This is a genomic window from Actinobaculum sp. 313 (genome assembly GCF_003073475.1).
Taxonomy (GTDB): domain Bacteria; phylum Actinomycetota; class Actinomycetes; order Actinomycetales; family Actinomycetaceae; genus Asp313.
This window is the reverse complement of the sequence record NZ_CP029033.1, coordinates 2,449,971-2,469,985: the sequence shown is the minus strand read 5'-3', so window position 1 is coordinate 2,469,985 and position 20,015 is coordinate 2,449,971. Positions and strand designations below refer to the sequence as shown.

14 protein-coding genes and 1 pseudogene are annotated in these 20,015 nt (G+C 60.9%); 7 read left to right on the top strand and 8 right to left on the bottom strand.

The features are described 5' to 3' along the window. Positions 1-13 precede the first annotated feature (13 nt). The 3 genes and pseudogenes from DDD63_RS10645 to DDD63_RS10635 all read left to right on the top strand — a co-directional run bounded on the left by DDD63_RS10645 (position 14) and on the right by DDD63_RS10635 (position 2,671). Entirely contained in the window at positions 14-607 is a 594-nt protein-coding gene (locus DDD63_RS10645) for a hypothetical protein (RefSeq protein ID WP_108716352.1), read from the top strand. A 188-nt stretch (positions 608-795) separates the two neighbouring features. Beyond that, on the top strand, positions 796-1,338 hold the full coding sequence (locus tag DDD63_RS10640) for a hypothetical protein (protein WP_125482517.1): 543 nt from the start codon (positions 796-798) through the stop codon (positions 1,336-1,338). 254 nt (positions 1,339-1,592) lie between these two features. Further along, positions 1,593-2,671: pseudogene (locus DDD63_RS10635) on the top strand (IS3 family transposase). Between the two features lie 213 nt (positions 2,672-2,884). On the opposite strand, the gene DDD63_RS10630 reads toward DDD63_RS10635, so the two are convergent. Beyond that, complete coding sequence (locus DDD63_RS10630; RefSeq protein WP_108716350.1) at positions 2,885-3,643, bottom strand: hypothetical protein; 759 nt, start codon at positions 3,641-3,643, stop codon at positions 2,885-2,887. A gap of 287 nt (positions 3,644-3,930) precedes the next feature. On the opposite strand from DDD63_RS10630, the gene DDD63_RS10625 reads away from it, so the two are divergent. Together DDD63_RS10625 and DDD63_RS10620 are read left to right on the top strand one after the other, a co-directional pair. Beyond that, positions 3,931-4,824 (top strand): hypothetical protein, encoded by an 894-nt coding sequence (locus tag DDD63_RS10625; RefSeq protein WP_108716349.1) that lies wholly within the window; start codon positions 3,931-3,933, stop codon positions 4,822-4,824. Further along, on the top strand, positions 4,824-5,672 hold the full coding sequence (locus DDD63_RS10620; RefSeq protein WP_108716348.1) for a hypothetical protein: 849 nt from the start codon (positions 4,824-4,826) through the stop codon (positions 5,670-5,672). The genes DDD63_RS10625 and DDD63_RS10620 overlap by 1 nt, the downstream gene beginning before the upstream one ends. Before the next feature lie 304 nt (positions 5,673-5,976). Here the strand turns inward: DDD63_RS10620 and DDD63_RS10615 are convergent, their stop codons facing one another. The 6 genes from DDD63_RS10615 to DDD63_RS10590 all read right to left on the bottom strand — a co-directional run bounded on the left by DDD63_RS10615 (position 5,977) and on the right by DDD63_RS10590 (position 13,592). Further along, on the bottom strand, positions 5,977-7,035 hold the full coding sequence (locus DDD63_RS10615; RefSeq protein WP_240611266.1) for an MFS transporter: 1,059 nt from the start codon (positions 7,033-7,035) through the stop codon (positions 5,977-5,979). Between the two features lie 114 nt (positions 7,036-7,149). Continuing rightward, on the bottom strand, positions 7,150-7,908 hold the full coding sequence (locus DDD63_RS10610; RefSeq protein ID WP_108716741.1) for a TetR family transcriptional regulator: 759 nt from the start codon (positions 7,906-7,908) through the stop codon (positions 7,150-7,152). Between the two features lie 61 nt (positions 7,909-7,969). Continuing rightward, positions 7,970-9,511: a S8 family serine peptidase gene (locus DDD63_RS10605; protein WP_125482516.1), complete on the bottom strand. Its 1,542-nt coding sequence runs from the start codon at positions 9,509-9,511 to the stop codon at positions 7,970-7,972. Beyond that, positions 9,508-10,896, bottom strand: a complete 1,389-nt coding sequence (eccB, locus tag DDD63_RS10600; RefSeq protein ID WP_108716346.1) for a type VII secretion protein EccB — start codon at positions 10,894-10,896, stop codon at positions 9,508-9,510. Before eccB ends, DDD63_RS10605 begins: the two co-directional genes overlap by 4 nt. A gap of 1 nt (position 10,897) precedes the next feature. Next, positions 10,898-12,247, bottom strand: coding sequence for an EsaB/YukD family protein (locus tag DDD63_RS10595; protein WP_108716345.1), 1,350 nt, complete (start codon positions 12,245-12,247; stop codon positions 10,898-10,900). A 46-nt stretch (positions 12,248-12,293) separates the two neighbouring features. Continuing rightward, on the bottom strand, positions 12,294-13,592 hold the full coding sequence (locus tag DDD63_RS10590) for a hypothetical protein (RefSeq protein ID WP_108716344.1): 1,299 nt from the start codon (positions 13,590-13,592) through the stop codon (positions 12,294-12,296). 192 nt (positions 13,593-13,784) lie between these two features. On the opposite strand from DDD63_RS10590, the gene eccCa reads away from it, so the two are divergent. Continuing rightward, positions 13,785-17,828 carry a type VII secretion protein EccCa gene (gene eccCa / locus DDD63_RS10585; RefSeq protein ID WP_108716343.1) on the top strand — a complete coding sequence of 1,348 codons (4,044 nt, stop codon included), beginning with the start codon at positions 13,785-13,787 and terminating at the stop codon, positions 17,826-17,828. A 55-nt stretch (positions 17,829-17,883) separates the two neighbouring features. Here eccCa and DDD63_RS10580 read toward each other — a convergent pair whose 3' ends face one another. Further along, on the bottom strand, positions 17,884-19,035 hold the full coding sequence (locus DDD63_RS10580) for a zinc finger domain-containing protein (protein WP_108716342.1): 1,152 nt from the start codon (positions 19,033-19,035) through the stop codon (positions 17,884-17,886). A gap of 456 nt (positions 19,036-19,491) precedes the next feature. On the opposite strand from DDD63_RS10580, the gene DDD63_RS10575 reads away from it, so the two are divergent. After that, the gene (locus DDD63_RS10575) at positions 19,492-20,013 is read left to right on the top strand and encodes a hypothetical protein (RefSeq protein ID WP_125482515.1); all 522 of its coding nucleotides are present in this window, start codon (positions 19,492-19,494) and stop codon (positions 20,011-20,013) included. Positions 20,014-20,015 lie beyond the last annotated feature (2 nt).

Below are 20,015 nucleotides of genomic sequence, written 5' to 3'. Positions count from 1 at the left end.
CTTCTGCAGGAATGTGATCGCGTTTGTGGGCGCGGCGACCTTGGCTGTGTTGTTGGCGGCGTGTGGGGTGTATCGTCCGGAGGTTGCGGATGTGACGCCGTTGGTGCCGTCGACGTTTGTGGCGGTGGAGGAAGAGGTGGCGGATATTGTGGAGATGGATGTGCCGGAGGGGTGGGTGTTGCAGCGGAAGGGAAACGATATGTTTCCGGTTGTGATTGTTTCGCCGGATGGGTCGACGGATCAGCAGGTTGCGACGATTCATATTAGTCTCAAACTGCCGAGTGTTATGTGGCCGTATTATGCGGTGGATGAGGATACGTTTGATTTGGACAAGGTTGTCCTGCCGACGATTCGTGAACGTATGAGAGATCACGCGTATACAGATGTTCAGCTATTGCCCGCGCGGTTTGTTGATGGGAATCCGGCTCGCGGCTACACCTACGTTCAGACGGATGAGGCGACGGGGTCGGCGCAGCGTTGGGAGTATTGGGTTGTTGGTCGGCATGATGGGTTGTGGTCGATTGCCTTGTATTCGGAGCCTGGTCAGACGGAGTTGCCGCCGGAGTTGGATGGGGTTTTGGATACCGTCACGTGGAGGGGGCCGTAGATGCTCTGGTTGGGTGTATCAGTGGAGTGTAGGTGCGTGATGCCGCAGCGAGCGAAGGGATGGTGGTCGTGATGGGGGGTGTGTGTTCGCGTCGCGTGGCGGCCGTGGTTCTGGCGGTGTGTGGGTTGGCCGTGTCACTGGTTGGGTGTGCGCCGAGTGTGCCCGGGGGCGGGCAGACTCCGACGGTTGTGAGTACTGCGACGTTTACACCGACGGAGCGAGACGCTGATGTGATGGATGCGGATGCGCCGCGGGGGTGGACGGTGATTCCGCGCGATCCGGATCCGGGGATGGATTATTTGGCGTCGGAGGATGGGAGCCGGGGTTTTACTGCGGCGTCGATCAGGGCGACGCGTATTCCGCCAAATGTGTTGTTTGAGGCCGTGGGGTCTTCTGATGAACCGGGCATGTATAACCTGGATCAGTTTGCGATGGGGTGGCGGCGTGAGATTGAGTACCATGGCGATCGGCGTGAGATTTCTGAGGTTCAGAAGCGTGTGATTGGTGGGAGTGAGGCGCGGGGGTATTCGTATGTGGAGACTGCCGGCAAGAATGGTTACATGTATTACGAGGTGTGGTTGGTGGGGCGGCATGATGGGTTGTGGCGGATCACGTTGACGTCGGCTCCGGGGCAGACCAGCCTGCCGGACGGCCTCGCCGACGAGTTCCTGGACTCGATCACCTGGACCACGCCCGCGACCGCGCCGACGGCATCCGCAAGCTCATCATAATGAACGCCTGAGCGCCTTGTAATGCGGCGGCAAGCCTGCTAAAGCGGAGGCGCCAAGCTCTGCTTTTATGTGCATGCGCGGGCGAGTCGCTGGTCTGCCCTGCCAGGAGGCGAGAGCTTGTCGAGTTTTTTGTGTAAGCGGGTTGTTGTTTACAGGTAGGGGGGATTGTTGGGGGTTTGGTTGGTGTCTGGGTTGCTTCGCGGGTGTGGGGCTGGGAAGGGTGTTGGTTATGGCAAGGTTATAGTGAGCAGTTCATGGCTGATGCGGTTGTGCTGGTTGAGTCAGGGATCAGTCGGGGTATGTGTGCGTTGATCTGGGGATCTCTCGGTCCTTGCTGCAAGAATGGATCACGGAGGCTTGCTTGGATGTTCATGGGATGAGCTCGTCAAGCGATCTGGCGGTTGTTAAAGAGATGTGTGCTGCACTCAAGCGGATCCGGGAGCTGGAGATGGAAAATGTGGTGCTGCGTGTCGTGGCGGCATATTTGTCTCAGGAGGCGATCCGCCCAAAAGGATGTTCCTGACCGTGGAAGCGCTAATTGCTGAGGGAAAGGCGACCTTGATGATCGCGGCTTGGGTACTGAAGTTTTTTCGCCAAGCTTTTTGTAAGTGGCTACATGACAAGGTTAGTGCCCGGGAAAGGGAAAGATGCTGAGATCTGCGAGGTGATTCGTGAGGTCTACAGTGATGATCCCGGATTTGGCTACCGGTTCATTGCCGACGAGTTTGCGGATCGTGGCTATCGGCTTTCAGAGCGACGCGTATGGCGGTTGTGCTCGAAGATTCAGGTGTTCTCGGTGATTACCAGGTGTAGGCCGCGTGGGAAGAAGTCGGGTGCTCCGGTCCATGATGACCTGTTTGAGTGGCACTTTGATGCTGATGCTCCAAATACTGCGTGGGTCACGGATATTACTGAGCAGTGGACTGTCCAGGGAAGGCTCTGCCTGTGTGTGATCAAGGACCTGTGCTCGCGCGGAATCGTGGGCTATGCGACCAGTTCGCGGGTGAAGGCGTCCCTGGCGGTGGCAGCGCTTGATGATGTGATGAGGAAACGAGGTTACCCACAGGGAGTGATCGTCCACTCGGATCGGGGCTGGCAATTCGGTTCGAGGAAGTTCCGCGCTGCCTTGAGGGCCTACGAAGCTGTTGGGTCGATGGGCAGGGTTGGGGCGTGTGGGGATAACGTTGCGATGGAATCGTTCTTCGCCCTCGTGCAAAAGAATGTTCTCGACCGCAGGTCCTGGGCCAGCCGCCGCGAGCTCTCGGCCGCGATCACCCACTGGATCAAACGGACATGTCACAGGAAAAGACGTCAACGAGCGCTGGGCAAGTGAAACAACACTGGAACCAGCCGCGTCCCACGCGGCCTAACAATCAGAAGGAAAACTGCCAACCAAACCCTCAACAGCCCCCGTAGTGGGTTGTCGTGATTCTTGTGGTTGCAGCGGGTGGGGATGCTGATGGTGTGGGCCGGTTTCTGCCCTGCTTGGTAGGCGGTCCTCGCTTCTTTTGGTACCAGTTTGGCCGCCAGGTTTCGTCGGCCCGGGTTATGGGGTGGTGGTTGGTGTTGATGTCGTCTCTGTTGGTGCGGGGTAGGGGACTTCGGTCCAGGGTGTCTTGTTGTTCGGGTCGCGTGTGTCTTGCATTTCGATGGTGGTCAGTTCGAAGTCGCCGCGGACTTGGTAGAACAGCCAGCCTTCCCCGGACTCGCCGGGCTCCAACGGCGGAAGCTTGAGAAGGTAATCGTCGCCTCTGTAGCGAGTACCAACCTCGAAATAGTACGGCTCGTGTAGTTTGTGTCCGTTGGTGTATCCGTCGAGGCGTACGCCAACATCTACATAGGGATCGGCCCTGTCTCCGGTGTTGGTGACGCGGAGTTTGATGCCGAGGTACCGGTGGCCCTCGATGGTGATCTCTACGGGTGGGTCGTAGGTGGTCAAATGCTCGGTGACATCGGGCTTGTACTCTAAGACTTCCACGCTCCAGTCCCCGATCTGGGTGGGCCCAGACGTCGGTGAAACGGTTGGTTCCGGTGTGGTCGTGGTCGGCGTGGGGGCGGGGCCGACTGTGTTACCACTGGGGACCGGTGTGGGTGTGGCGTGGTTGCGTCCAGCGATCGTGACCCCTGCGACCACGACGGCGATCACGATCAAGCCACCAAGGAACGCCCAGGCCCAGCCGGGTAGGCCCTGCCGAGCGGAATCCGGTCCCGTCGCATTTGGTGGGGCGGCGGCTCGTTGTGTTTGCGCATCGTGCGAGTAGTGACTGGGGTTCGGGGGTTGTGGTCCGGCCGGTGGCGTGGTCATGTCGGGTCTCCTGTCGGGTCTGCTGGTCGTTGTATTGATTGTTGCAGGTTTATCCGCATCGTGCAGGTCTCGAGTGTGAGCAGGCGCGGGACGTCTCACTCTACTGGTTGTTGTTGAGATCATGGGAGGGTGGGTTTGTCAAGTCTATGGTGTGGGTATTGATACCCATAGCGGACGGGTAGGGATGGGTTGTAGGGTCGCGAATAGAAGTTGTCACCGGCTGCGGTCATCGGTGGCAGTCAAGCCAAATGAACCAAGCATCGTCGGCGAGGAGATTGGAGAGGATTATGGCGAGCAGGGAACAGCGCAGGCGCCTGGAGGATATTGCCGCATTCGACCCGAACCAAGCGTATGACTTGTCGAAACGGCTTGGCAAGATCAGTGAGGGTTTTGAGGGGTTGCGGGGCACGATTGGTCGGCGGATGAATCCGGATGATTTGGGGATTCGTGGCGCGGCGGGTGAGGCGTTCCGGGAGTCGATGGAGGGTATCCGGCGCCGGATTGGACGGCATGCCGACGACACCAAGGCGATGAGTGACTCGTGCAAAGTTGTTGGTGATGCTGTGGTTGAAGCGCAGAAGGCGCATAACGAGATTAGTGCGGACACGCAGGCCTCGGATGGGGCGTATGCGCAGGAATCACGGGCGATGCATCAGGTGCAGTCTGCGGATCCGACGGGGTTGACAACACCGGTGATTGACGCACGTATGAGTCATGTCACTGCCGCCTACGAGGCTCGGGATAGTGGGTTTGAGGAGAAAGCTGGGCGGATGGTGGATTATGTGGGTGAGGAGGTGGATCGCGCGATTCGTATGCTGCCCCGCTCGGAGAAGGCGGCTCCGCGGTCCTATGTGACCTACATGCCGCCATCGTCGTCTGGTGTGGATTCGTCGGTGACGGGCCTGCCCTCTGATGGTGGGGCGTCGTATGCGGCGGCGTTGGCGGAGGGCCGCCCGACAGACACGGACCCAGACCTAGACGTGTCGGATGGTGGTGGGTCTGTTGTTCCGTCGGTGGGTGCGGTTGCGGCGGGTGTGGGTGTTTCTGGGAGTTTGGCGTGGATGTTTTCGTGGTATGCGGGTGAGCGTGTGGAGGGCATGGTGGGTACTCCACAAGGACGGATGATCAGGGCTGATTCGGCGGAGGCTCGGTATTTGTATGGTCCGGGTGAGGGGATTTGATGGACCGGGTCCGGGAAGCCGGACGCCTCTCCTTCCAAGACAACAACAACCCCACGGGTGGTGCTGGTGTTGCTGGGGCGGCCGGGGCTGCTGCTGGTGCGGCTGGGCTGGCCCGTGGTGCGGGTGTGCGGTGGAGTAATGCGCAGCAGATGGGGATGCGTCCCACCCGTATCCCCTTATCAGGCCAACCCCAACAAGCCACCGCCACCAGAGAAACCGGGACCGGGGCACGTGGTGCTGGTGGTGTGCGTGGCGGCCAAGCACAACAGGCCGGTATGCGTGGCACGGGTGGCGTTCGTGGCGGGCAGGCCCAGCAGACCGGTGCCCGTGGCGGCCAAGCAGCTGGTGGCCGTGGCACGGGCCGCGCCGGGATGGGTGTGCGTGGTGGCCAGCAAGGACAGCAGTCCGGTCGTGGTGCGGGTCGTGCTGGAACGGGTGTGCGTGGCGGGCAGGCCCAGCAGGCTGGTGCCCGTGGGTTTGGTGTGCGTGGTGTGAATCAGCAGTCTGGCCGTGGTATGGGCGGCGTCCGGGGTGGTCAGGCACAGCAGTTTGGTGTGCGTGGCACTGGTGTGCGTGGTGCTGGTCGGAAGAAGGATGAGCGGGAGCGGAAGTGGAGTCCGGAGGTGCGTTTTGCTATGCGTGGTCGGGAGGTTCCGGATCCGCAGGAAGAGGAACGCCGCAAAGAGGAAGCGCTCAAGCGTTTGGATGCGGTGTGGTTGAGCCGCCATGGTGCCGAGAGCATCCGTGAGCGTGAGCGGCGTGAGGCCGAGGAAGCCACCCGCCGTGAAATGTTCTCCCGCCCCCTACTGTACTGGCGAGAGCCCCGCGAAAACGGACAAAACCAATAAACCCAACCCGGCTGCGGCGTTTGCTCAAGGGCTTATTCTGAGCCAAGGGAAGGTAATCCTGGGTAGGTCTGTTGTCTAGCCGTACTTCTTTCTTCTGAGTCTGACGGCGACGAGAACGTGAGTGTGTGCGTCACGATTGGCCGTCGGCCAGCGGCTCATGTGGGGAATCCTGTGATTGCGCGGCCAACGGCCTACGCGGCAGATTTCGCAGCATGATCGATGCGAATGCAACGAGTCCGGCCAGAGCGAGGCATGCACGCGAATATCCAAGCGTTTCTGTTAGCACTCCAGCAAGAATCGGCCCCTATACCAGGCCTGCAGCATAGGCGAGATTGTATAGGCTGTACGCCCCACCGAGCGCCGGCGGGCTGGTCCGTGCTCCGACGACGCCGATGAGCGTGCTAGCAGGGGCGACGAGGAAGGCAATAGCGGCCCCAAGAATTACAACTCCCGCGATCACGGGTGCGTGCCGAGCTCCGCCGCCGAGCAACAGCAAGCCAGCCATCGCGAGGAGGACGCCGCAGAACACCAAGAAGCGTGGCGAACAGCGGCCAAGCGCCGCTCCGACCAGTGGATTCAGTGTTGCGGCCACGATGACTAGCAGCCCGAACAAGAGGCCGATTTGAACGCTATCGAGGCCCAGAGCTTCATGCAACTGCACGGGAAGAATTGGTTCAATCATGCTTGTTACACCGGATCCCACCGCAATCAGAATCACGACGGGCCATGCGCCTTTGACTCGGAGAACATCAAGCGCAGTTGCCGGATCGTCGGCCTGCGGAGGAACCGGTCTCACAAAAGCTATCCGCAGTGCACCGTCGATCAACAAAACAACTGTGGCGAACACAAATGGTGCGGCATGCCCGTACTCGCGCGCCAGCCACCCTGCGAGTGGGGGACCGGCGAGAGTTCCCAGAGAGACCATGCTCATGGCTATTCCAAGGTAGGTGCCCCGTTTGGGCAGTGGTATCGCGGCCGCAATCAACGCCAGGCTCGCCACCCAGCCAAGTCCGGCAGCGGCTCCCTGCAGGAGCCGGGAGACGAGCAACAACCAGTAGGGCCCACCGACAGCAAAGAGTAAACACGCCATGCCTAAACCAAGGAGTGCAGCAAGAAGTGGACCGCGTGGACCTCTGCGGTCCACAAATCGGCCCGCGAGCGGCGTCACGATAATCATCATTCCCGCATAGGCGGCAAATAATAGCCCGGTGGCAGCCGGGCCGGAACGTGAAACAGCGGGCATAAGTGGCAGGAGCGGGATGAGGATGCCGTAGACGAGCATATCGGTGAACAGCGCTATACAGGCGACGACGACTGCCGCAAGTTGGGGAGCCTGTATTCGGTTTTGATGTGAGTGAGGCATGGTATTGATCAATTCTGTTGAAGCTGTGGTTAACATGTGGAGGCCAAATGGTCACGGGTGAAGGCCAAACGATTGATGGTATGCGTCAGCGAGGCGAGCCGATACCGTGAACGTTCAGTCGGCGCTTATCAGCCCGTGGACAATCGCCTCTGCGATGCCTCGTGTGTCCAGTGGCTCGGCGAGGTCATTGGGCTGAAGAGCTGCGGTAACTGTGACGCCGTGGATAAAGGACATGATGGTGAAGCGGCTTGCCTCCAGGGGCAGGCGCAATGCATCGCCACAGTCTTGCAACGCTGCGTCGATGTACTCACCCCATAGCGCTATGCCGCTGCGTTTTTCATCCATGCCACGATCTGCCTGCAGTGCCCGTGGGGCGACCAGTGTGCTGACCACTGCAAGCTCCCGAAACCCTGTGTCTGTTACCAGGTGTTCCAGGTAGGTGGCGAGGAAATCGGTGAGGCGATCGGCGCCATTGCTCTTTACAACGGTATATCTTTGTGCGCCGCCAGCTTCTGGCGCACTGGCATTGCCCGCTGAGTTGCCGTCCACGGTTTCGGCATCGTGTTGTTGCGCGCAAGTGCCCGCCTCCGGCTCACCGTCGCCGTTCCTCTCCGCGTGCGCCTTAGCAAGCCCCGCTGCATCACGGGGTGCGAAGAGTTCGCGGGTATAGAACTCCCACCGGTCGGCGAGGACGGCGAGGAGAAGATCAAACTTCCCGGCGAAATGGTGGTAAATGGCTCCGCGCGTCACTTCGGCGTCGCGCGCGACGTCGCCCAGGGAGCAATTCTCCCATCCGTCATGGGCAAAACGGTGAAGTGCCGCGCAAATAATGGCTTGCCGGGTCAGTGCGGCTTCGGCCGCTGTGCGTTTCATGCGATACATACAAGCCTGTATGTAAAACTCTGTCAAGCGTTGTATGAATCTCCACCATCGCCTACTCGTCTTCTTCTTGGCGTTTCCCCCGAGCGCGCCCCGCCGCGAAGATCAGTAGCACCAGTACGGCCCCAACACCACCGGCAACCCACAATGCGCCGACAAAACGCGACTGTGCGGTCATGTCGTGCGGCGGATCTGGAACGGCCCGCCCACTTGTGGCGTAGGCGCTGGGAGACTCTCGCTCAGGAGAGCCCGGTCCAGGAAGTGCGCCGTCGTCGATCAAAGTCATGGCGGCATACGGGTTCACGATCCCCCAACCGAGTTCGTCAGTGCGTGAGGAGGGGTCACCGCGGCGTGCCGACTGTTTGAGGCGAAAAGCTGTCATTTCCGGGCTTTCGGAGGGGTTGTTGTACGACATGGTAAGCGCGGCGGCGCCGACGACAAATCCCGTCGCATACCCGGTTGAGACCGCATTCGTGGCTGCCAGGCAGGTCCCGGCATCACCGTTGGCCACCAGTACGTTCGTGCCCGGTCCGGCCAGATCCACGGCTTCCGAATGCATGAGATCATCGGACACATCCGATGTTGCCGTGACCGCAGTAACTCCAATAACGCCATCGTAGGCAGCGGGATAACGTAGGTTCGCATGCGTACCCTCGGTGGCACTCTCGGTGGCCGACGGAGTCGCATACGCTGAGACCAATTCGTCGGATGTGGCATCTCCGGCAGCGGCGATAATGAGCTTACCCTGGCCGACTGCGTGTGCGATGGCTTCTTTTAAAGCAGGCGAATCCGTCTCGAAGGCGAGTGGGATCGCGATGATATCGATGGAGGGGTTATCCGCCGCCCAGATGACGCCACTGATCACCCGCTCGCGAGTCTCGTTGTTGTAATTCGCGACCTCTTCCTCGCTCGCGCCTGAGTTCGGCTTGGAATCAATGACCTTGACGGGAACGATGGACGCCTCCGGCGCGACGCCGTCGATCGGCGCGTCGCCGTTGTTCTGCCCGGCAATCACCGAGGCAACAGCCGTGCCGTGGCCGTCATGGTCGGTAAGGGCACTACCGCTATCGGTGAAATCATAACCGGCCTCGATGCGGGCGCCTGCGAGCGCCGGGTTGTTCGACTGCACTCCCGTGTCAATGATCGCAATGGTGACTGTGCCGCCACGTGACAGCTCATGCGCCTCGGGAAGGCCCAGAGTGTCATTGGCGATAACAAAGTCATCTGCCTCGAGTTCCTCCCGTTTCAGTATCGATGTGTCACCCTCCTGACAGGTGCCATCATCGAACCAGAACGGAGCAACGTAGGAGCGGCTACCCTCCGGCATCCCGATGCGCGGCGTCTGTTCCGTTGCCGCCACCGCGTTGAGGGAAAGCACCGACGGCATTGCCATTGCAGCGGCAAGAACCGCCGCAGCAAGGCGTGTACGACGTCGCCCATGGCTTCCGCGTGCGGAGAATGAAGGTCGGCGGGGCGAGCGCGAGGGATGAACCCGCCGCTGCGGCACACGGATACCCGGCGTACGCTCGCGGCGCATGATGCCGCGAAGTTCGCGGACGGCCCGCAACCACCTACCCATCACATCTGACCTCGTCACGAGCTAGAACTCCCACCACTGCTCTGCGACTCCCGTGCCTCCTCAGGAACGGTGGCCCATGCCGCGCTGCCTGATAATAGCGGCACCTCGGTGTCGGAATCGCTGGAGAACAGACTCACCCATGCCGACGTCGCCCGTAAAGGCGTGACATCCGAATAGCCGAAGGACTCTGCCGTATCCGAGTAGCTTCCCAACTGATAAGCGAGTCCATCCTCGTCAATCAGGAAGTACAAGGAACCGCTATCACCGGGTTCGGCCACCAATGCCCCGGACTGGGAGGCGATCTGCACAGTATCGGTGCTCACATGAGGCACATTTGTGCCGATCACCAGCGAGGTGCCGTCCGGAGTGAGTTGCGCACATGCCGAGTGTGGCTCGGTGATCAACGCCGTGATGTCATCGGGCCAAGTTGGGCGCAACTGGTCCGATGCTAGCGTGGCGCGTGAGAGCTGGGCGGTGGTGATCTCCATCGTCTTCGCTGTTTCGCCTCCGTCGCTCATCGCGTACATGTGCTCCATGACGGGAGTCATTGGCTCGAGCACGGGGCCGGGGCGAACCAGATAGGTGTCGCCTTCATTCGGCGCGTTGGACACACGCAGGATTGTTCCCACATTCACCTCGCCCAGTCCCTCGATGGTGCCCGCAGGCTCGCCGACGTGGTCGATCTCCAACGGGACGAGCGCCTCACCCTCCTTGAATAGGTTGAGCCATGCGCCTGGCGCGTCCGTCGCCTGGGCGTAGGGGAAGCCGAACTCGTTCATAACCGCGCGGGCCGCTGCGGCCTGATCGGTGGTGAAATTGGTCTGTTGGAAGGCGTAACGATAGCCGTCGGCAATGAGGTAGTAGTCCTCGCCGTTCTTAACCAATGCCATTGTCCCCTCGGCATTTTGCGTGGTTCCCGTGCCAACTCCGGTCCAGGTGTGGCCGCCTTCCGCGACGCAACTGGTGAGTGTGTTAACAAGGTTATCGGCGGAGGGAACCTTATCGGGTGCGCCTGGAATGCCGACGACGGGGCCAAGGGGCGCCTCCGACAGCGCGCTCTCCGAAGCATCGACCGTGGTGAGGTTGGCGCCGAAGAGTAGGTAAGCGCTGGCAGCGTTGCGCACCGGGTAAAGCGTGCCATCGATGGAGACGTAACGTGAACCGGAGTTGGAATCGATCACGAGTGCGCCATGATCCCAACCATCAGGCATGGAGGGGGCGAAGAGCTTTGATACCCATGCTCCTCCCACTAATAGTGCGGTTAGAACGATTCCGCCGATAATGCCTCGCCAGGGGCGTACGGGCGTCATCTCTCGTCCGCCGGGCATTCCAGAAACAAATGCCGTAACGAGGCGTTGCCGATTGAAACGTTGCCCGTCAAGGATGTCTCGGGTGGATGCCATATCACCACAACCTCATAGCCAGTACCGCAGCGGGGATAATCACGATGCCTGCAGTCGCCTCAACGATGTCCGCCAATTGCCGCATCCAGGGCGGTGTAGCGCCGATAACCAGTCCGAAGGCGATGAGTCCAGCAGCTAGAACACACATGACGATGACCAACACCGGCCACCACAGCGGGTGGAGGATGGCGACGCTGACGCAGGCGACGGTCAAGATCACCAGGGCGAGCACGTATTGAGACATAACGTCCATACGGCCGAACGATGTGCGTGAGCCGAGCGTGAGAATGACCAGCAGCGCACCCAAGATGACCAGGCTCCACGGGCCCTGCGCCACCACCCACGGCGTGAGAAGGGCCAAGGCGGTACCCGCAGCGATGCGCACCGCGAATAGCGTGCGCCGCCCACGCAGGTAGTTCCTCTGCACTTCCTCACCTGAAACGGCGACAGTGGCGGAGCCGGTCGCGGGGCGCTGCATTGGGCGCAACAACGGATCGTTGTTCTCCAGACGGCTGGTTCGTAGCGCGAGTTGCGGCAGCACGAGGAGAAGTACGCAGAGCACAGCTGCGGCGCCAACAGCCACCCGGTCCTGCTGGTCACCGAGCACAATGTCGAATGCCCCGACAGTTCCGAAGGTAGTGCCGAGGACAACCGGGATAAGCGCCAGTTCTCTCCACTCGGACAACATGACGAGCGATGCTCCTCCGGCGAGTGCCAAACCTAATCCTGATAACGCAAGCGGCGTCTGGGCAACGGGAGCGGACATGAATGTCCATCCGGCCCCTCCAACGAGCAGGCAGGCGGTTAACGCCAGCGCCACGGCGTGAGTGTGCCGCTCTGCCCGTTCCAACACCCACACCACGCCGAAAAGCAGCGCGGCTAGACCGGTGAAGGTCAGTGGAACGAGGATGCCTGCGGAAGGCCGGGCTTGGATCAGAAGCACTGTGGCGGCCACCAGCAGAACGACTGTACCGGTACATGCCAGACCGGCGGAGTCTGTGGGTGTCCACTCCCGATTCGTGCTGTCTACCGCGTCGGCCACGGCCTCGACGACGTCGTCGTAGCGCTTCTGCGTTTCGGGAATACGATGCGTGAGTTCGAAGATGGCGCCGTTGCGATAATTCTGCTGATTGAGCGACTGCGAGCGATCAACTACTGTGCCATCGGCCGTGGAGAGCACAAAGCCGCGCAGAGCGGCCGGTTGATTGGGTGCAGCCAGACGTCGAATGATGGTGGGAATGAGTTCCGCCACCGGAAGCGCCCCGGGAAGTAGCAGATCCGCCTTCTTGTCCTCGTAGATCACCGTCGCGCGCACGAAGGTATTCGCTGCAACCTCAGCTACGTCAGTCATGAGGTCCTCGCTTCCCGAGTAGTACGTTGTGCCATGATCTGAGAAGTCATCCCAGGCCTCCTGTCCTGATGAGCGTAATGAGTCCGGCGCCCGCCAAGGAAAGCGGTAGAGCAAAGGTACAGGCGAATCCTTGCAGAAGATCGCCGATACGGGTAAAGATCAGCGCGTGCCAACTGCGAGAAATCGGAATCGACACCACCGCGATAAGCAAAGCCACCGTGCCGATCACCAGTGCCGCGACCAGCACGACGTCCGCGGTTGCCGAACTTCCGAGCGCCGCAGTCGCCGCAAGAATCAAGATGCCGGCGGTGGCCCGCGGCAACAACCGCACATGAAGTGCTGCCGCGGTACGGGGAACAAGGAGCAGGGCGAGGATCACGCAGATGATGCCGCCCGCAGCCACCGGACCGCGCCAAGAGCCATCCCCTACATGCCCGGCCACCGACGGGAAACAGACGAGCACTGTTGTGCAGATCAGAACCGTCCACAGGCGATTGCGGGCCACGCCTGCCGTCACAACCGCATCGATGAAATTGGCGGTGATGGGGTCCGGCGCCTTCGGCTCTGCGCCTCGCACCGAGGAGGCCTCCCGAACGATTTTGGCCTCATTGATCAGTTGTGCTTGGTCAACGGACACGGAGAATCCGGGCAGTGCCAGCAACAGTGGAGCGGAGAGACCGAACAGAGCCGCAGCCAAGAGTGATATGTCCACACCGGCGAAAAGTGCAGCGAGTGCGATTACCGCTAAGGAAAGGCTGCATACCGCACCATCGGCGGTTGCTTGTGCGGTTCCCGCGTTCTCCCGCCCCCGCCAGGCCCAGCGGACCGTCGAGAGCAGTCCAGCAGCTGCCGCAGCGCCTATCAGTGCCTGATAGGCGTAGTCATCGGGGTTACTCAGCGTTGTCAGCACGCCAGACGCCGCCCCGCAGGCCAGCGGTGCGCCAGTTTCCAGCACAGGCCGTCCATGCCCGGGCAGTAGTGCGAAGAGTAACCCAAGGCCGAAAGCGAGGCCTGCCAGAATCAGGGCCGTCGACGGTGAGGTGAGAACGGCGGCATCTCCGAGCAGAAGCCGGCCCAGAAGTGTCCACAGCGCAGCCAGCACACACACGGTGATTCCAGTGGTCAATACATAGGGAGAGAAGGCTATGCGCAGGCTGGTCTTCTCGTCTGGAATACGGGTGATGGACAGCTTGGGCGCATACGGCTGTGAATAGAGGACGATCAGAGAGCCGTTGCTGATCTCACGCCCGATTACCATCCCGCCGGGTAGGCGTTCGCCACTGGGTGTGTAAGGGATCAGATCTGCAGGAACGCGCCGCAGATCAAGAACTTGCTGCAATGTCATCCCGAAGGGTGCCGCGATGTCCTCGCGTCCCCCTCGAAGGCCAGTGTGAGGTAGGAGACGGAAGCGTATGTAGCTGTCATAGTCCCCCGATCTATCGTGAGTTCAAGTGAGAAGCAGATCCCTTGCTATTATTGCAGCATATTCAATCGATATCACCTCAAGGTTACAGCAGGACCGAACCAAGGAGTTTGAGTGGCCGCAACAAATCGTAAGGCTCCGCAGGCGCCGTCGTTAACCCAAGTTGAGTTGCAGGCACCGCCGCAGATTCAACGTTCAGAGGGGCTAACCGGCGCACTCGCGATGATTCTGCCGATGTTCGGATCCATGGGCATGATGGCGGTGATGGCGCTGTCTGGCCGCCGCTCGCCCCTGATGATCCTCATGTCCGGCCTGTTCATGGTTGCCATGCTTGGCGTGGCCGTGCTCAACATTCATCGCAATCGGACGCAGTTCCGCGCTTCGGTGACAGGAGCACGCCGGGAATACCTCACGTATATCGCACGAATGCGCAAGCAGGCGCGGGAAACCGAGGAGGGCCAGCGCGAGTTTGCGCGTTGGTTCTTGCCCGATCCGGCCGATCTTCCACTCATCCTCGACCTGGGGTTACGTACCGGAGAGCGGACGAGCGCCCAAGGTGAGTTTCTTCTCACACGTGTGGGGCTGGCGGACCAACCGCTGTCGCAGGAGATGTACCTACCGGAAGATGCGACGCTCTCGGAGGTGGATCCGGTGGCGGAGTCGGCGGTGGAGCAACTCATTACTACCTATGCCGAGGTGAAGGATCTACCGCTGGGTGTGAACGTTGGTGGCGTCCCGCGGGTTTGTTTCAGTGGCCCCATCACCGAGGCGCGCTCCTTGGCGCGTTCGATGCTGATTGAGGTCTGTGCTTTTACCAGCGCGACGGAAGTACGTGTGGCAATTCTCGCCTCGGAGCGGCTCCTACCCGAATGGGAGTGGGCGAAATGGTTGCCGCACGTTGCATCGGACCGGATTTACGACGCCGTCGGCCCCGCCCGCATGATTGACAGCGATCCGAATCGGCTCACCGATCTACTGCCGGAAGGAATTATCGACCGCCCGCGCTTCAGCCCAACCGGGTCGAGTGTAGAACTGCCACATCTCATCATCATCAAAGATGGGGTGGATGTGCCCCCGGACCATCCGATCATTTCGGATGACGGTGTTCTTGGTGTCACCATCTTCGATATTGGCGCGACCTCGGAAGCTCAGCGATCCGATTCAAGCGCCTTCGGAACGGTATCGAACGACTACACGATCCTGCTTAGTCACGACGACGAGCGTCGGGTTCGCTTCCAAGCGGGCGAAAACGCCTTTGCAGGGCTACGGGGTCTGGCCGATCAGATTTCCGTTGTGGATGCCGAGACTGTGGCGCGGCGTCTCGCCAGCCGTGCGGCGGTACAAACAGATGCGGCCGGCACAGGTAAGGCCGTTGAGGCTCCCGGCGAAGCCTCCGCCGAGATCACGGATTTGCTCGGGATTCCCGATATTCACGAGCTCGATGTGACGGAGACGTGGAAGCCGCGACTGTCGCGAGATCGTTTGCGTGTACCGATTGGCCTGACGCCTGAGCATAAGACGGTCTTCTTGGATATTAAAGAGTCCGCGCAGCAGGGCATGGGCCCGCATGGTCTGATCATCGGCGCCACGGGTTCCGGTAAGTCGGAGGTGTTGCGCACCCTCGTACTCGCGCTCGCGATGACGCATTCATCGGAAGAACTCAACTTCGTTCTCATCGATTTCAAGGGCGGTGCGACCTTCGCAGGCATGTCCGATATGCCGCACGTGGCGGCCATTATCACCAATCTCGGTGAAGACTTGACCCTGGTCGACCGCATGGAGGATGCCCTGCGCGGTGAGATGGCGCGTCGGCAGGAAATGCTGCGTGCCGGCGGAAATTTCAAGAACGTCGCCGACTATGAGAAAGCCCGAAAGGCTGGGCGCACCGACCTGGAGCCTCTGCCCGCACTACTGATTGTGGCCGACGAGTTCTCGGAACTCTTGGCTGAGAAGCCAGATTTCATCGAGATGTTCGTGGCCATCGGCCGTCTGGGCCGTTCGTTGCAGATCCATCTTCTCCTCTCCTCGCAGCGTCTGGAGGAGGGCCGCCTACGCGGTCTTGATTCGCATTTGTCCTACCGGATAGGCCTGCGGACCTTCTCCGCGCAGGAGTCGCGTTCCGTTATCGGTGTCACGGATGCCTACGAGTTGCCGCCAATTCCCGGCGTCGGCTATCTGAAGCCGGATACGACGCAGTTGGTGCGATTCCGTGCCTCGTATGTTTCCGGCCCGCCGCCGCGGCGCTCGTTGACGGCCGATGCTGAGTACGCGGAGGAGGCGAGCCGTGATATTGAGATTCTCGACTTCACCGCCGCGCCGCTGCGCCAGGAAGAAGCTAAGGAGGTTATTACCGAGGCGGCGAGCGCGGAACAGAAGGAACAGTCCGAACTGGACGATTCCGGAATCCCCGGTGTTCCCAACACGACCTTCGATATCGCCGTCTTCCGTATGGCGGGCCGTGGTCCGGCGGCGCATCAGGTGTGGTTGCCCCCCTTGGATATTCCATCCACGCTTGATTCCTTGATGCCCGACCTGACGACGACGCAGGAGCTGGGGCTACATTCACCGAGGTGGAGAACGGCTGGAGCCTTTACGATTCCCGTCGGCGATGTGGATCGCCCATTGGAGCAGCGGCGCGACACAATGGTGCTCGATTTGGATGGCGCGGGCGGTCACTTGGCTATTCTTGGTGGTCCGCAGTCGGGTAAGTCCACATTTGCACGTACCGTGCTCGGAGCTTTGGCGCTGACCCATTCACCGCGAGAAGTGCAGATGTACGTGATGGACTTCGGTGGCGGAACCTTCTCCGGACTGCGCGATCTGCCGCATGTGGCGGGGCTTGGCCTACGTGCCGACAGTGCCCGCGTACACCGCATCTACGCCGAGGTGGCATCGATTGTGGATGATCGTGAGAAGTACTTCGCTGCGAACGGAATTGAGTCCATGGCTGCCTACCGCAGGTTACGTGCAGAAGGTAAGGCCGACGACGGCTACGGCGACGTGTTCCTCTTCGTCGACGGTTGGGCCACTCTGCGCGCTGATTATGAGGATGTTGAGACTCTGCTGGGTAATCTGATTCCGCGTGGCTTGAACTTCGGGCTGCACGTCGTGGCCACAGCGCTGCGGTGGATGAACTTCAGAACTCAGACGAAGGATCTGTTCGGATCGATTGTTGAGCTGGCCCTGGGAGATCCTTCGGAATCGGAAATCTCCCGCAAGGGTGCGGAGGGGGTTCCCTCGGGTGCGCCCGGTCGCGGCCTTGAGCAGTCGAAGCATCAGATATTGGGCGGGCTGCCGCGCATAGATGGCACCACTGATGCCGAGAGCCTGTCGGAAGGTGTTGCGCACTTCGTGCGATCAGTGAAGGATGCGTGGACTGGTGGCAGTACACCGAAGCTGCGTGAGTTGCCGGAACTCATCAATATCGAAGAGCTGAACAAGCAAGTTGCCCCGGACGACCATCGGGTTATCCTCGGCGTGGACGAGTCGCGTCTGGAGCCCTTCGGCATCGATTTCAACAAGCAGGACCATTTCTTCTTCTTTGGTGACAGACAGAGCGGAAAGTCCTCGACGCTACGGCTCATCGCATGGGAGATCGCGCGGCTGTATTCGCCTAAGCAGGCGCAGTTGTTTGTGGTTGACTACCGGCGGTCGCTTCTGGGCGAGCTGCCGGACGGCTACCTGGCTGGCTACTACACAAACGCGGAGCAGACCGCGGAGAAGCTGACACAGCTGTACAACTTCCTCAAGAGCCGCATTCCCGGTTCCGACATCACCCCACAGGAATTGCGAGAACGATCCTGGTGGGTCGGCGCTGAGGCATTCGTGCTGGTCGACGACTACGACATAGTGCAGACGACGCAGGGTTGCCCGGTGCATGTTCTCCAAGAGCTGTTGCCACAAGCGCACGACCTGGGATTGCATGTGATCGTCGCGCGGCGATCAGGAGGCGCACAGCGGGCGATGTTCGATCCGATTATCCAATCGATTAACGATCTGGCGAATCCGGGAATGCTGCTGCCAGGCAATCCCGAGGAGGGAAATCTGTTGGGGCGCCTGCGCCCGCAGGCGGGCAACGCGGGCCGAGGGCAATTCCGGTCTCGGGATGTTCCGCGAGAAGTCCTCCAGGTTGCATGGCGTGACCGACAGCTGGACTGATCACCGGCAACCGGATGGCCTGTGCTGCGCGTTAGACCGACCCGCCGCCGCCGAGTCAGTGCTGGCAACCCGGGCACCAGAAGAGGCGGCGCCCAGAAAGTTCCGTCTCGCGGACTATCGCCCCACAGCGCAGGCATGGTCGACCGGTGCGGTGATAGACGGCGAACCACTCTGCCTCGACGTCGTCGGGTGGAACGGGACTGGGGCGGAGATCCTCGGGTACGGTTCGGATAAGGCCCGCGCCTACGTCGGCGCGCATTACCGTGACCAGATCGTCCCACAGTGCTCCGAGACGGGTTGCCGAAACGCGCGCCGCCGGGCGCAATGGTGCGATGCCGACGCGGAACAAGCAGTCGGCGCGGTAGATATTGCCGGGACCTGCGGCCACCGATTGGTCGAGAACAATCTGCCCGATGGGCGCGCGGCGCGTGCGGGCAAGAGAGATGAAACGTGCACGGTCGCCCGGCTCGTTACGGATTGGGTCGGGGCCGAGCCTATCCAGTACAGCGTCTACTTCCGCCCCGCTCAGAACCTCGCAGCGGGCCGGACCGGTGAGGTCAAGCACGGCTTGGTCCGTCTCGAGGCGGAGCCGGACCGAGGGGCGTGGTGGAGGAGGGAAGGCGCCCTCTGACGTTGCAGCTGGCGCGACGACGACGCCGGACTCCTCCCCGACGCGGCCGGACTCGTCTCCGATGACCGCGGCGTCGAGATCGCCTTGGCGGGAAGTATGAGGGGAGATTGCGCGTATGCCCGCTCCGGATAGGGTCTCGGCCCGTGGCCCGGCGAAGGACCAGCGTCCGTAGAGTCCCAGATGCACGTGGAGCCAGGAGGCGCCGTCGTCGCCAAGAGGCAGCGAGGTAATCTCAGGCGGTGTGGGAAAGGGGGATGTACCTGCGCTGCCCGGTGGAGTCTGCGCTGCGGACGGCGTCCTTGCGTTCGCGGCACATGCTGGTCCTGCAGGGGACGGGTGAGTTCCGACGGGCGAGTGAGTGCTGGCAGACGTGTGAGTTTCGACGGGCGTGCGAGTTTCGACGAACGGCAGGAAGAAGTGTTTTCCCCATGCTTGCGCTTCTAACGCGGTCAAACCGGTTAAGAGGTGGGCGCCGGCGGTGAATCTTCCCTGCGGCGATGAGGCGACAACTTGCCGACCTGCAACAAACTGGCTGATGATTCGGGCGAGGCGGTGAATCGCTTGGCCTTCAGGCATGTCTCTCCTCATGGGCTACCACGGTGCGGATCGTCATCATCGTAGCGGGTGAGAATGTTAGACGAAATGGGGAATACGGCGGACAGCATCGTGGACGGCGGACAGCACGGATAGCATGAGGATGCTTCTGACAGGAGGGCGGAAGTCGGGCACAGTATGGCGGGCAACGCAGTGAATGACAGAAGGGGGGATTGAAACAAACGCCGCCGCGCCGCGGATTTTGGCAGGTGTTCTCGTGTTGGCGGGGTGCTCTTTTGATACGGCGCAGGTCGCCGAGCCACATGATTCGCAGTCTGTGACGCCGAGCCCCACACCAGAACCGACGTCCAGCCCGGAGCCTTCCACTACGACCCCTCACCGGAACCGACGACAATTGGTGATGCAAGGCCCGCGAGTTGGTCGGTTGACTTGGATGAAATCGGATGGACTGTGGAGCCTCGTTCCACTGGAGGAGCGGTGGCATCTAATGATGACGGTTGTGCCCTAGTGACGACGGAGATGGATTACTCGGCTCCGTTCTTGCAGGGTGACGATTATGGAGCGACGGAGGATTTCAGCGGAACCATCCTTAACGCCACGGCGGAGAACTACACGCTGACATCCGAAAACTCGCGAGGTATCGAAACGATACCGGCGAAGGATGGTGGAGAAGCCATTGAAGGGCTGAGTTTTGATGTTGTTTATGAGCACTCTGAGCTGGGCACCCTGAACTCGTGGATGTGGATGCGCGTCTTTACCGATCCGCAAGCGCCGCGAGCCGTGTACGTAATTCTCCAGTGCCAGCAGGACAGTTATTCTGAGGATATTCGGAATCAAATCAGGGATGACGGCCACCTCACGCTGACTGGCGGGCAGCCCGCCACTTTTGATCGCAGAATGCCGTGGGTGCCGACTTGTGGGCCGACACCCACGGCAAGTGCGAAAGCGCTAAGAATGTCTGCTGAGTCTGGCTGCGCAACGCGTTTCCCCACCTTGTAAAC